Source organism: Acinetobacter sp. YH12231 (assembly GCF_013417755.1).
Taxonomy (GTDB): domain Bacteria; phylum Pseudomonadota; class Gammaproteobacteria; order Pseudomonadales; family Moraxellaceae; genus Acinetobacter; species Acinetobacter amyesii.
The window spans coordinates 164461-177964 of record NZ_VPDJ01000001.1 but is presented as its reverse complement, the minus strand read 5'-3'; the positions used below and the strand labels follow the sequence as shown (position 1 = coordinate 177964).

The 13504-nt window shown below is 38.5% G+C and carries 11 protein-coding genes; 6 read left to right on the top strand and 5 right to left on the bottom strand.

Translation table 11 applies throughout. The features are described 5' to 3' along the window. Positions 1-476 precede the first annotated feature (476 nt). Together FTV11_RS00800 and lysS are read right to left on the bottom strand one after the other, a co-directional pair. A complete protein-coding gene (locus FTV11_RS00800; protein ID WP_180073225.1) occupies positions 477-1940 on the bottom strand; it encodes a capsule assembly Wzi family protein in 1464 nt (487 codons plus the stop codon). Between the two features lie 179 nt (positions 1941-2119). After that, positions 2120-3646 carry a lysine--tRNA ligase gene (gene lysS, locus FTV11_RS00795; RefSeq protein ID WP_180003896.1) on the bottom strand — a complete coding sequence of 509 codons (1527 nt, stop codon included), beginning with the start codon at positions 3644-3646 and terminating at the stop codon, positions 2120-2122. Positions 3647-4106: 460 nt separating this feature from the next. Here lysS and FTV11_RS00790 point away from each other — a divergent pair, with 460 nt between their 5' ends. Beyond that, entirely contained in the window at positions 4107-4613 is a 507-nt protein-coding gene (locus FTV11_RS00790; protein WP_078189929.1) for a YqiA/YcfP family alpha/beta fold hydrolase, read from the top strand. Between the two features lie 90 nt (positions 4614-4703). Here the strand turns inward: FTV11_RS00790 and FTV11_RS00785 are convergent, their stop codons facing one another. Then, the gene (locus tag FTV11_RS00785; RefSeq protein ID WP_078189930.1) at positions 4704-5249 is read right to left on the bottom strand and encodes an adenine phosphoribosyltransferase; all 546 of its coding nucleotides are present in this window, start codon (positions 5247-5249) and stop codon (positions 4704-4706) included. A gap of 527 nt (positions 5250-5776) precedes the next feature. On the opposite strand from FTV11_RS00785, the gene rubA reads away from it, so the two are divergent. The 5 genes from rubA (at position 5777) to FTV11_RS00760 (ending at position 10478) form a co-directional block, all read left to right on the top strand. Then, complete coding sequence (rubA, locus tag FTV11_RS00780; protein ID WP_005179369.1) at positions 5777-5941, top strand: rubredoxin RubA; 165 nt, start codon at positions 5777-5779, stop codon at positions 5939-5941. Positions 5942-6018: 77 nt separating this feature from the next. Then, on the top strand, positions 6019-7197 hold the full coding sequence (locus tag FTV11_RS00775) for an NAD(P)/FAD-dependent oxidoreductase (RefSeq protein ID WP_180073224.1): 1179 nt from the start codon (positions 6019-6021) through the stop codon (positions 7195-7197). Positions 7198-7255: 58 nt separating this feature from the next. Beyond that, positions 7256-8194 carry an alpha/beta fold hydrolase gene (locus tag FTV11_RS00770; RefSeq protein ID WP_218945492.1) on the top strand — a complete coding sequence of 313 codons (939 nt, stop codon included), beginning with the start codon at positions 7256-7258 and terminating at the stop codon, positions 8192-8194. Between the two features lie 11 nt (positions 8195-8205). Then, positions 8206-9111 (top strand): LysR family transcriptional regulator OxyR, encoded by a 906-nt coding sequence (gene oxyR, locus FTV11_RS00765; protein WP_180073223.1) that lies wholly within the window; start codon positions 8206-8208, stop codon positions 9109-9111. 755 nt (positions 9112-9866) lie between these two features. Next, positions 9867-10478: a response regulator transcription factor gene (locus tag FTV11_RS00760; protein WP_180026475.1), complete on the top strand. Its 612-nt coding sequence runs from the start codon at positions 9867-9869 to the stop codon at positions 10476-10478. An 87-nt stretch (positions 10479-10565) separates the two neighbouring features. Here FTV11_RS00760 and ppk1 read toward each other — a convergent pair whose 3' ends face one another. Next, positions 10566-12647: a polyphosphate kinase 1 gene (gene ppk1 / locus FTV11_RS00755; protein WP_180073222.1), complete on the bottom strand. Its 2082-nt coding sequence runs from the start codon at positions 12645-12647 to the stop codon at positions 10566-10568. Positions 12648-12793: 146 nt separating this feature from the next. Then, positions 12794-13471 (bottom strand): monofunctional biosynthetic peptidoglycan transglycosylase, encoded by a 678-nt coding sequence (mtgA, locus tag FTV11_RS00750; RefSeq protein ID WP_078193019.1) that lies wholly within the window; start codon positions 13469-13471, stop codon positions 12794-12796. Positions 13472-13504 lie beyond the last annotated feature (33 nt).

The window sequence follows — 13504 nt, the reverse complement described above, 5'->3', positions numbered from 1 at the left end:
TCTCCTTTACCGAACCTGTGGAAACAGATTCGTTGTTATACGCAATGAACACCCCAATCATTGCGTATTTTTTTGTCTGAAAATTGGCAACTACCAATATCCAAAAGTCCACTATAAGCGGACTTTTCAATGAATACATCATTTTAAAAATGAATATAAATTAGTAACTGATGTTACGCAGTAACATCAGAAGCGCAATTTTCTTCAAATAAAAGAACGATACGCAGTAACGTCATCCGCAACTGTTCGAGGCAGGACTACTTCTAATCAAAAAAGTTTTTGCGATACTTTGAGTAATTTGACGCTAGTAAACGAGTTTTGCGGATGACAATGGTTTTGGGTACTTTTGCCGAAACAAAAGTACCTCCAGCCGAAGGCTAATCCCTTTATTCAAACCCTAGATGCAAGACTCCGTCGAATAGACTTAAAAAAATCATTTTAAAAATGCGTAATTACTTTTACGCGCGTAACATCAGTTAGTAATGAAATAAACGGTTATCTAATGGTAGTTCAATTCCAATTGACACTCCACCATCATTACCATTTAAATCTGAGTCACTTACCCAACCGTTAATTTTTAAAGGCATATCTGGACGTAAATAATGTGTCCAAGTTAAGTCTAGAGCTTTCAATTCATCTTTTTCAGGAAATGCTGCGTTATTCAAAGCAGCACGCTCTGTTTCAGAAACTTTTGCAAACAGTACACGACCATTTAGACGGTTTAGTTGATCAATACGTATATTTCCACCCACTGAAACCATTTGAGCATCACCACCTAAGGCATGACCTAGTGGATAGCCATGTTGATAGTAGCCATCTGTATATATGTGGTGGTTATAAGAAATGCCTTTAGCATCACCATTGGTTCGAGTATCGACCCATTCAGTATAGAGTTGATAAGGCATATTTTTCACACTTGAAGAATAATCAACCCCAGCAAGATACATGCTTTTTGCAGGCAAACCACCTGCTTCATCTTCACCAATATATTGGCCATACAGACTGGCTGGAACTTGCAATAATGGTTGTAAATTCAAACGCGCATCAAAACCAGCCAATTGATTTGAGGGATTTCCTTCACCCGCGCAACCCGTATCTGTACATTCATTATCTTTGCCAATGAATGCATTCCAATACGCCTTAGCACTTCCTGGTTGCTCTTCCCCATCAATTTGGAAAGTACGTGAAGCCCCTAACTCAAGATATGGTAATGGCTGTGCTGTAAGTCTAAAACCAATTAAATTCGTATCTGGAACCGCAGCATAGTCATCTAATCGACCAGCAAAAGCTTGATACTGCCAAGGGCCGATCCAAGATAACCACGGTGTTTCAAAAGCATTCTGTTCTGCACGCTGTGCAGTAAAACCATACACAGGGCGACTCGCATCACCACGGATTAAACTACCGTCATGACCAGGCCCCCAATAAGTCGGAATCTGACCTGCAATTAACCATTGGTTCCAAAGCTTCCCGGCAATGTATGTGCCTTCTACATTTACATCTTGATCATTATTAATTTGTTGTTTATCTTCAGCATTTACACGTAAACGACCATCCCAATTTTCACCACCAACGTTCAGTTCAAGTGCACCTTGATACTGCGCTTTTTGATGATCACCAAAATTTTGCGGTAAATTATTTTTATCTGACTCAGCAAATAATTCGGCTTTTAATAGTGTATTTTCAGCAGTCAATTTATTTTGAATGTTTTGTAATACTTTTTGCTGTACAGATGTCGTCGCTTTTGCAGCAGATAAAGCGCGCTGTATTTCATCACCACTCATCGGCCATGTTGAGGTGCTAATTTGAATGACGCCTTGCTGATTTAACCAATTTAAATCTGCGCGTAATTCTTCATTATTTAATACAATCCCCTGAGCAAAAACAGGAACTGATAATCCAAACAGTACAGCAGCATAGAGTGACTTTCTTAAATACATGCTCTTTTTCTCAAGTTTAATTCACAGCCCACCTTAGATTTTTCAACTCATTTATTCAAGGGCGAAACTGTATCTACCCTAATTTTTTATCATTTCGATTAAAATGCTCAATAAAAGCACAAAATAAAAAACCCGCATTAAGCGGGTTTTTCATTTCAAAACTTAATTAGTTTTTATGATTAGTTTTTATGACGCATATGTGGGAACAAGATCACTTCACGAATACTTGCAGCATTGGCAAATAACATCACCAAACGGTCAATACCAATACCCTCACCCGCTGTAGGCGGTAAGCCGTATTCAAGCGCTTCAATGAAGTCTGCATCGTAATGCATTGCTTCATCATCGCCTGCATCTTTTTCGGCAACTTGAGCTTGGAAACGTTCAGCTTGATCAATTGGGTCATTTAACTCTGAGAAACCATTTGCCAACTCACGACCACCGATGAAGAATTCAAAACGATCGGTAATATGTGGATTATCATCATTACGACGTGCTAATGGTGAAGTTTCCGCAGGGTATTCTGTGATGAATGTCGGTTGACGAAGTTCAGTTTCAACAGTTTCTTCAAATACGATGGTTTGAAGTTTACCTAAACCAAAACCAGGTTTTACTTGCTCTTTCAGTTCATTTTTAACGAAGTTAGCAAGGAACTCACGGTCAGCCACATTTTCAGCAGTGAACGTTGGGTTGTGTTCAAGAATCGCATCAAACATCGAAATCTTCTTGAATGGACCTTTGAAGCTATACACTTCTTCACCATAAGGCACATCAGTCGAACCCAAGATGTCGATCGCCAATTTTTCAAGCATATTTTCAGTCAAAGCCATCAGGTCTTTGTAGTCTGCATACGCTTGGTAGAATTCAATCATGGTGAATTCTGGGTTATGACGTGTTGATACACCTTCGTTACGGAAGTTACGGTTAATTTCGAACACACGCTCAAAACCACCAACGACCAAACGTTTTAAGTAAAGCTCAGGTGCAATACGTAAGAATAAAGGCATATCCAAAGCGTTGTGATGAGTTTCGAATGGACGCGCAGACGCACCACCCGGAATCACATGCATCATTGGTGTTTCAACTTCCATGAAACGCTCATTGCTCAAATATGAACGAATACCTGACACCACTTTTGCACGAATTTCAAAAGTTTTACGTGTTTCTTCGTTCATGATGAGGTCTAAATAACGCTTACGGTATTTAACTTCAGTATCAGTCAAACCATGGAATTTGTCTGGAAGAGGACGAAGTGATTTAGTTAAAAGCTCAAAATGTTCAATATGAACATACAGGTCACCTTTACCAGAACGACCAATATAACCTTCAATGGCTATAATATCGCCCAAATCGAGTGCTTTAATAGTTGCAAGAACATCAGCATCCAACTCTTTACGTGGTACATAAAGCTGGATACGACCAGTCATATCTTGGATTACGATGAATGAACCGCGGTTCAACATCACACGACCAGCAACTTTTACATAAACCTTTTCGCCTGCTTCAATTTCTTCTTTTGATTTTTCAGCGAATTGGTCTTGTAAATCTTGTGCATAGTGTTCACGCTTAAATGTGTTAGGCCACGGGCTAACACCTGTTTCCTTGGCGTGCTCTTTGATGTGCTCTAACTTGGCATGACGCTGTGCAATTAAATCGTTTTCGGAAATGGCTTGTTCAGAAGTCGATTGAGCGTTATGTTGCGTCATCTCTGTCTCAAATAGTTAAAAAACGGAAGTTGCATAGCATAGCAGATTTCCTTTGAATTGAGCAGTAAGCAATGTGCGCATTTTTTCAATAAGTTGAAATTTATCAAAGTAAGATGTTTTGACAGCTATACCTTCAGGTCTGCTTAATCCATACCTTTCATATATGCACGAGATAAAAGTTAAATATTTAAACTTAGCAAGCCAATATTTAGCGATATCACAATGACTACTGCGCACTTCAAAATATTTATAACTATCAATATATTGAAATATATTTCAATAGCTTAATTCAACCTTTTAATCTATTTTCTTTAAGACTAAAGTCTTTTAAATGCCTACAAATTAGACCAAAAGCTAAATTCTCTTTTTGACAATTCTCTCTACAATGATGTCATAAAATTGTTGAAAAATAAAATATTCAACACATCCAAAATGTCTGAAAACAGTGTGTAGAAAAACAATGACTTCCTGCTTATCGAAAATTCTGTTTTTACATGGATTGGATTCTTCCCGTGAATCCACCAAATTCCATGCCATCGATGCAAAACAAAAATTCTGCATTGAAGTGGACTATCGCAACTTAAATTTTCAAACTGTTGCGGATTTTTACCACGAGAGTATTGAAACCATTAAGCCCGATATCATCGTCGGTCATAGTCTCGGGGCATACTGGGCTTTGAAAATGTCGCTGTTTCATCGCATTCCATGTGTAATTGCCAACCCGAGTCTGCATCCAGACTTTCGCGACGACTACCCTGCAATCAATGAAATGGATTTGGATCACGATATTCCACAAATTGCCTATATCGAACGTGGTGATGAAATCTTAGATATGTATGAAGCAGAACAACAACTCGAAGACTATATGCAGGTTCAAGTCATGGATGGTGGACATCATCGTTTACAATGCCCTGAAAATATCAATGATTTAATCCAACATCTCGAATTAAACTACTTAAAAAAATAAATCATATTAATCATAAGCAGCAACGTCGTTTTTATCAGACATAAAAAAGCCCTGTCATAGACAAGGCTTTTTACATTTTAAAACTGACGCTTAGGCAGCATCTGCTTCAGGACGTGTTTTATCATCTAAAACAGACCAAATATTTAGTCCTAAATCTTTATGCAAGTCAGGCAAATCTAAGAAAATGCTTGCGCCTAAAACTTGGTGTTTACATTTTTCAGCCAATTGTTTCACTGCACGAAGCGTACCGCCCGTCGCCAATACGTCATCCACAATAATTACTTTTTGTGATTCGATTTCAGCTGACATTTCAAGACGATCTAAACCGTATTCAAGGCTATAACCAACACCGACCACTGGTGGTGGTAATTTGCCGGCTTTACGCACCAAGACCAAACCTTTGCCAGTACGTTGAGCAAGTAAACTTGCCAAAACAAAACCACGTGCTTCAACCGCAATAAAGCTATCTACTTCTGCCAATTGCTCGGCTGGAATACTTGCAATTAGGGCATCAGTTAACGATTCGATGTTATTCATAAATAACGGCGTAAGGTCAAAGAAACAAATTCCTGGTTTTGGAAAATCTTGGACAGTACGAATGTTAGACCACAATGCCGCAGCAGTAGAATTACTCATAATAGGAGAAAATAAATTAAGGAAGGAATGTGTGAATTTTAACGCGATTTGTGAGAAAAGAACAGCTAAAGCACGTCCAAAATGCATATTTAAAATACAGCAAATTTACATAAGTTATTGATTAATAATACCGTATTTATTTAAAAAATATTAAATATATATTCCCCTGATCATAAAATAAAAGATTTTAGAGATTTTTTCTGCAAGACTTTAGTCTATGAGGATAGAAAAAGCGGTCATTAGAACCCAATTCACGGAAATGAATTCAAATATACCAATTTATACATGTAAATATTGTCAGACAATTTTTACCAGATCTGGAGTTTTTATGATATTTATTGTCCCTCACTGCCATTCTGCTTTTAATTTCACTCATTAAACTCTTAGCCACTTTACTTTATCGTTAGAACTGCGTAAAAATTTAACATAAGAGTCTACTGTATAAGGCTAATTAACCTTAAGGTATAAACTTATACAGTTATGAAGTATTTACTGACTTAATTTTGTGTCAGTTTTTGGAGAATGGAATGAAAAAGTATCAGTGCATCGTTTGTGGATGGATTTATGACGAAGCAGAAGGCTGGCCACAAGACGGTATCGTGGCAGGGACTAAATGGGAAGATATCCCAGATGATTGGACTTGCCCAGACTGTGGCGTCTCAAAAGTAGATTTTGAAATGGTTGAAATCTAATAAATAGAATCTAAGGCCATCATCGTTATGGTCTTTTTTTTGTCTTTAAAAAATATGAAATGTGTTTGGAGTTGAGTATGCACCCTATTGTCATTATTGGTTCTGGTATGGCGGGATATGCCGTTGCACGTGAATTTCGAAAGTTAAATACTGAACTAGAACTTATTATGATCTGTGCGGATGATGCCATTAACTACGCTAAACCGACATTATCCAATGCGCTCGTTGGTAATAAAGCTCCTGAGCAAATCCCTCTAGGGGATGCCGAAAAAATGTCGGCTCAACTCAATATGCAAATCATCAATAAGAGTTGGGTTAAATCCATTGACGCAGCAAAACATGAGCTCACTATTGAAAGTCAAAACGAAACTCAAACACAACTATATTCAAAACTCGTTTTAGCAGTCGGCGCAAATCCAATTCGCTTAGCTATTTCGGGTGATGGCAGTGAAGACATTCATGTCGTCAACAATTTAGATCACTATAAAGCATTCCGTAAACAGCTTGCAGCACGTGAAGATAAACGTGTGGTGATTTTAGGTGCAGGCTTGATTGGCTGTGAATTTGCCAATGACCTCCAAAATACTGGGGCAAAAGTATCGGTGGTCGATTTAGCTCCGCAACCTTTAGGTCGCCTCCTGCCGTCTCATGTGGCCGCTAAATTCCAAAGTAATTTAGAAGAAACGGGCATTCAATTCGTTTTAGGCACAACAGTCGAAAAAGTGTCACGCATTGAAAATGGTGACTATCAAGTAAGCCTTGCCAATGGTCAAAGCTTAGTGGCAGATGTTGTGTTGTCTGCGATTGGCTTACAACCTGAAATTAACTTGGCAAAACAAGCCGGTATTCACACCAGTCGCGGTGTATTAACCAATAAGGGCTTAGAAACCAACTTGGCAGATATCTATGCTGTCGGTGACTGTGCTGAAGTCAATGGTACCCTTCTGCCATACGTGATGCCGATCATGCAACAAGCACGTGCTTTGGCAAAAACCCTCAATGGTGAACATACCGCAGTGCATTATCCAGCCATGCCTGTAGCCGTTAAAACACCTGCTGCGCCATTAACTGTCCTTCCTGCACCTATTGATGTTGAAACCCAATGGGAAACAGAAGAGCTTGAAGATGGCATGATTGCCCGTGCGATCGATCAAGATGGCGTATTACGTGGATTTGTACTGCTCGGTGCAACTGCTGGGAAGCAACGCTTAACTTTGACTAAGCAGGTTCCGGACTTGATTCCTGCTTCAGTTTAGGGTTTAAATACAAGGACGTCCTGATAATAATAGACGTCCTTTTTAAAGGAAAATAAAAATGAATAGTGCCCTTCAGTTTAATATTTCACCTTATGCCTCTTTTATGCATGAAACTCGCGTAGAGTTAGGCAATGGCATTGAACTTCATGTCGAGGTGGGTGGTCATCCTGAAGATCCTGCAATCTTATTGATTATGGGACTCGGCGCACAAATGTTGTATTGGCCCGATTTCTTTTGTAAGTCCCTAATAGATCAAGGTTACCGAGTTATTCGCTTTGATAATCGTGATATTGGTCTGTCGAGTAAAATTCGTAACCCAGGCCCACGTCTTAACACCTTTAAATTGATGGGACGTTTTGCCTTAGGTCTAGAGAATCAGGGTGCGCCCTATGATCTATACGATATGGCAGACGATGTTGCACTATTAATTGATCGTATGGGACTCGATAAAGTCCATATTTTAGGCGCTTCAATGGGCGGCATGATCGCTCAAATCGTGGCAGCACGCTATCCAGACAAAGTGCACAACTTAAGCTTACTTTTTACCAGTAACATCCAACCCTTACTTCCACCGCCATTTCCAAAGCAATTATTTAGTCTAATTGAAAAACCTGAATATAACGATGAAGATGGCATTATTAACCATAGCCTGAAAGTTTTTAATATTATAGGCTCTCCAGGCTATATTAATCAGCTTGAAGTGATACAAACTGCACGTAAACTCTATAAGCGGAGTTATTACCCAGCGGGTGTACTTCAACAGTTTTTAGCAATATTATGTACAGGTTCCCTGCTGCAGTTAGATAAACAAATTCAGCATAAAACCATTGTGGTTCATGGAGCTCGTGACCGTTTGCTGCCGCCAAGCCATGGTAAGGCCGTTGCAAAGGCTATTTCAGGTGCTAAATTTGAATTAATTGATGGAATGGGGCATGATATCCCACCGCATTTTATTCCATATCTTAGCGGTTTGTTTGCTGATCACTTTAAATCATAAATTAGGACACTATGGCTGCATTACCATCCTTAAGACAGCTGTCATATCTAGTAACACTGTCAGAAACGCTACACTTTACTGAAGCTGCGCGTCGTTCTTTTGTCACCCAGTCTACTTTGTCTGGCGGGATCATGGAACTTGAGCGTTTACTAGGTGGCGTATTGGTAGAACGCGACCGTCAAAACGTGCGTTTAACTCCTCTTGGTGAACAAGTTGTCGGAAGAGCTCGAGTTCTATTGGCAGATGCGCAAGACCTAATGCGTTTAAGTCGTGAAATGAGCGAACCTCTAACGGGTGATTTACATCTAGGGGTCATTCCTACTATTGCGCCATTTTTACTTGCACCATTATTAGAAGAAGTGCATAAGCAACTACCAAAAATTCAATTGCATTTACATGAAGCACAAAGTGAAAAAATTGTTGAGAAACTCGAGCACGGTAATCTAGATATCGTATTACTTGCTCTTCCTTTCGATACACGTAGCTTGAAAGTTGCAGAAGTAAACAAAGAAAAATTGTTCTTGGTGTACAACAAAGCTGACCAAAATGCAACTCAAGCGAAATCTTTAGACGACCTAGATTTATCTCGTTTAATGTTGCTTGAAGAAGGCCATTGCTTACGTGATCATGCTTTGAGTGCTTGCCCGATTGGTGAACGTAAAAACGACCATCGTTTAAAAGCAAGCTCATTGCCAACTTTGGTTGAAATGGTTTCCGCAGATTTAGGCTTTACCTTATTGCCTGAAATTGCAGTTCATACCAATATGATCAAAGCCAATGAAGATTTGGCTGTGAAAGAAATTGAAGCAAGCCCTACACGCACATTAGCATTGGTGACGCGTAAAAGTACGCCGCTTCAAAGTGAATTTGATGTATTGCTTCAAATCTTGCAGAAAATCACTAACAATCTGCACTAACTAATCAGTGTGAAAATTAAAGAGAGCCCTGTGCTCTCTTTTTTATTTTGCAGAAATGAATAATCCAGAAATAATAATATTGAGATGAATTTAAAATTTAAAATAAAAATATAGTATCTAGAAAAAAGAAAAGGCTAACCCAAATAGGTAGCCTGATAAGGTAATATATGACTTGATGTATATCTCAATTCATCGCCTCGATAATATCTTCACACTAGCCAGATAAGTAAGAAGATTAATACATCTTAGTAAAATATAACTTTCGTTAAAATCACTAGTTTCAGGTATTTTAGATAAAGTACGTCTGATTCATTTTCAAAGGGCTTTTTTCATAATTATGTTTTGTGCTATAAAATAACCATAATGAGAAATAAATCACATTATTTTAAATAGTCACTAATATTCATGTTTAAAATAACTAAGCAATAGGTGAATATTAACTCACATCAGAAACAGTTCAATTTATTAGTTGTCAAAATACTGCTTTCACATTTCATTTATTATTTTCAATTCGAATCGAAATCTGATGATTATTTAATCAATATTCTAAAAATAAAAACGAAAAAACTATAAATCTTTGCATTCAACATAATGAAAAACACAAAAAACCATACATTAATTAAATTATATTATATCACAATAACTTAATTATACTTTGATGTATAAATCACTACTTCTAGGTATATTTTTCTAATTCACTTCCATGCACATTATGGAAATGCAATTTGATTAAAAATAATAAATGAGCGAAATGTATGATGAGTGAATTTTTATTACCAGTACCCGTTTTGATCATTGATCATCAATCAATGACTTCAAAAACAGTGCTGTTTAACATCTTAGGAGACCTCGGTTATCCTGAAGACCTCATTACATTTTCAGAAAATTTAGCAGATGCAGAACAACAAATTTTCAATCAATTGCCAAATTTAATCTTTTTAGTGGTCACGCAACAGTCTGATATCTCATTCATACATAAAATTAAGAAAATCTATCCTTCAAGTAATCTCATCATTTTAGTCAATGAACAATCTGCTGATTTAACCTTACATGCGATTCAGATCGGTGCAACCGCCTATATGCTGATTCAACAACCGATTGAAGACACTTATAACCAACTGAAAACCATTTTAAGAGGTGGGGCTGCCCTGCACCCAACTTTTGCTAAATTTTTATTGAGTGAAACTTTTAGTCCGCAAAATGCAGCGCCGAAACAACTCAGTCTAAATCCAGCTGAATATCAAATTTTGGATATGGTCAGCCATAGTGCGACTCAAGAGCAGATGGTCAATGAATTAAAACTTTCAACGTATCAAATTGATGGTTTTGTCAAAAATATCTATAGAAAAATTTGTAGCTACAGCTAAATTTAGCTGAGATAAAGTATTCAAAAATAAATCTATACTTAAAAAATACCAAAGGGAGCATCTGCTCCCTTTATTTATAACCCACATCTATTTAAATGTATCTAAAAGCACATGCTGTGAATTATGTGCCTCCTCTCCCTCTTGAACATGGGTACGAATCCAACGACCATCACTTTGGAGCAACCAAGCTTGCTGATTATCTTTTAGATAATTCACTAAACCTAATTGATAAATACGCTTTTTCAAGGCGGGATCCTCAATTGGGAAACAAGCTTCCACACGGTTAAATAAATTACGATCCATCCAGTCTGCACTTGAACAGTAAATCCGAGCATCGCCATTATTACTGAAATAATAAACTCGGGTATGTTCTAAGAAACGGCCAACAATAGAACGTACGCGAATATTTTCAGACAGCCCCGGTAAACCTGGACGCAAACAACAAATAGAACGAATAATTAAATCAATCTGCACACCCGCTTGTGACGCTTCATACAGTTTATTGATCAACTGAACTTCAGTTAATGCATTGACCTTGACAATGATTTGCGCAGGCTTACCTGCTTTAGCATTGGCAATTTCATTATCAATATAATTAATCAGTTGAGCATGTAAGGTAAATGGCGCATGCAGCAGTTTTTTCAACTTCGCCATTTTACCCATACCAGTCAGTTCTTGGAAAATGCGATGTACATCCTCACAGAGTTCTTTATCGGTGGTTAATAGGCCATAATCGGTGTAAATACGCGCATTGCCCGCGTGATAGTTCCCCGTACCTAAATGCACATAACGCACCAATTTATTATTTTCACGGCGTACCACCAAAATCATTTTGGCATGGGTCTTATAGCCCACGATGCCATACACCACCACTGCACCCGCTTCTTGTAATACATTGGCTACAGCAATATTTGATTCTTCATCAAATCGTGCACGAAGCTCAATTACTGCGGTAACCTCTTTACCATTACGTGCTGCTTCCGCTAAAACTTGCACAATTTCAGAGTCTGCGCCACTTCGATAAAGCGTTTGTTTAATGGCCAAAACTTGTGGATCACGTGCAGCTTCGCGCAGTAGGTTAATTACTGGTGCGAATGATTCAAAGGGATGGTGCAGCAAAATATCTTGTTTTTGCATCGCACTAAAAATGTTTTCAGATTTTTTGAGTACTTTCGGTATAACAGGAATATGTGCGTCATAACGTAGATGTGGACGTTTAAAGTTTGACAGTAAACGTGCAAGGTTAACTGGTCCATCTACTTTATAGAGTTGCTCTTCTTCTAAATCGAACTCATCAAGCAAATATTCATAAATATGCTGCGGACAATTTTCTGTCACTTCCAAGCGAACGGCGCGACCAAAACGACGTGAATTCAACTCACCTTTGAGGGCTTTAGCCAAATCTTCAACATCTTCATTTAAAGCCAAATCGGCATTACGCGTCACACGGAATTGGTAGCAACCCGTCGCCGTCATGCCGGGAAACAAATCAGAGACATGTTCATGAATAATTGCCGATAGCATCACATGATGCTCTTTGCCACCGGTTAATTCATCAGGAAGCCGAACGACACGTGGCAGCGAACGTGGTGCAGGTACAACGGCTAAGTCAATCTGACGGCCAAACGCATCCTTCCCTTCTAAAGTCACAATAAAATTCAACGACTTGTTGACCAAGCGAGGGAATGGATGTGCGGGATCTAAGCTAATTGGCGTTAAGACTGGAGCAACTTGCTCTTGAAAATATTTTTTCACCCATGCCGACTGTGCAGGGGTTAACTCACCACGACGTAAGAAGCAAATATCTTCTTCACGCAGTTTGGGTAAAATTTCTTGATTTAAAATACGATACTGGCGCTCAATTGCCGCATGCGCTGTCGCAGAAATTTCATCTAATACTTGTTTTGGTGTTAAGCCATCTGGACTGCGGCTTTCATTACCTAAGTCTAGCTGTTCCATCATTCCCGCAACACGAATTTCAAAAAATTCGTCTAAGTTACGTGAAAAGATCAGCAAGAAATTCATGCGTTCAAGTAATGGATGTATCGGATCAACCGCTTGTTCGAGCACACGCAGATGAAAGTCGAGAATCGATAACTCTCGATTAATATAACGATCATTATAAGTATATTCAGTAGGTACTTGCGCGACTTCAGCTGCGGTATTCATTTCAAACCCATATTAAAAAATGTGTGCTGTACTCAGTTTAGTATGCTTCAAATTTGTGACAATTTCATAAAAAAAGCCCATTAATATGAGCTTTTTGTTGTAATTCAAATCACTGCCATGCCATTTGACGAGTGTTTAGATCGTTCTTAATCTGGGATATGGCTATAACGCATATATTTTTGGATCATGCGCTTACGATAATTTAGCTTACGATCTTGTCGATTTTCATCATAATATTTTGGATTGGGTAAAATAGCCGCAATAAACGCTGCTTGCTCTCGACTCAAACTCCTTGAACTTTTACCAAAGTAGTGCTGTGTTGCAGCTTCTACGCCGTAAATGTTATCCCCAAACTCAACCGAGTTGAGATATACCTCTAAAATGCGTTGCTTCGTCCACATGCGCTCCATCATCCATGTTGCAACGGCTTCCTGCCCTTTTCGGATAAATGAACGCTTATTATATAAAAATAAGTTTTTTGCCAATTGCTGAGAAATGGTAGATCCACCTGCAACCACTTTGCCTTTATCTTTATTGCGTTCTAAAGCATTTTGCATGCCTTCCCAATCAAAACCTTTGTGTTGTAAAAACTTGCCATCTTCCGCGGCAACAACAGCATGTTTGACATAATCACTGATTTGGTCGTAATCACGCCATTCGTGTTTAATCGGTTTTGATGGCTCAGACCAATAATCTAAACGCATCATCATCGTCGATTCCACAGGATGTGTACGCCACCACACCAGACTACCAAAGATCCAAAGCTGTACCAAAAGCACAAGACTGACAAGAATTAACAATGTACGAACAATAAAGGCTTTCATGTCAGTGTGTTACTCCAGAAATTCTGTTTTTTC

Bases quoted from the DNA above. Each gene is read 5' to 3' on its own strand.
- FTV11_RS00770 (WP_218945492.1), top strand. From the start codon at position 7,256: ATGAATAGTGCCCTTCAGTTTAATATTTCACCTTATGCCTCTTTTATG.
- FTV11_RS00790 (WP_078189929.1), top strand. From the start codon at position 4,107: ATGACTTCCTGCTTATCGAAAATTCTGTTTTTACATGGATTGGATTCT.
- FTV11_RS00775 (WP_180073224.1), top strand. From the start codon at position 6,019: ATGCACCCTATTGTCATTATTGGTTCTGGTATGGCGGGATATGCCGTT.
- rubA (WP_005179369.1), top strand. From the start codon at position 5,777: ATGAAAAAGTATCAGTGCATCGTTTGTGGATGGATTTATGACGAAGCA.
- FTV11_RS00760 (WP_180026475.1), top strand. From the start codon at position 9,867: ATGATGAGTGAATTTTTATTACCAGTACCCGTTTTGATCATTGATCAT.
- ppk1 (WP_180073222.1), bottom strand. From the start codon at position 12,647: ATGAATACCGCAGCTGAAGTCGCGCAAGTACCTACTGAATATACTTAT.
- oxyR (WP_180073223.1), top strand. From the start codon at position 8,206: ATGGCTGCATTACCATCCTTAAGACAGCTGTCATATCTAGTAACACTG.
- mtgA (WP_078193019.1), bottom strand. From the start codon at position 13,471: ATGAAAGCCTTTATTGTTCGTACATTGTTAATTCTTGTCAGTCTTGTG.
- lysS (WP_180003896.1), bottom strand. From the start codon at position 3,646: ATGACGCAACATAACGCTCAATCGACTTCTGAACAAGCCATTTCCGAA.
- FTV11_RS00800 (WP_180073225.1), bottom strand. From the start codon at position 1,940: ATGTATTTAAGAAAGTCACTCTATGCTGCTGTACTGTTTGGATTATCA.
- FTV11_RS00785 (WP_078189930.1), bottom strand. From the start codon at position 5,249: ATGAGTAATTCTACTGCTGCGGCATTGTGGTCTAACATTCGTACTGTC.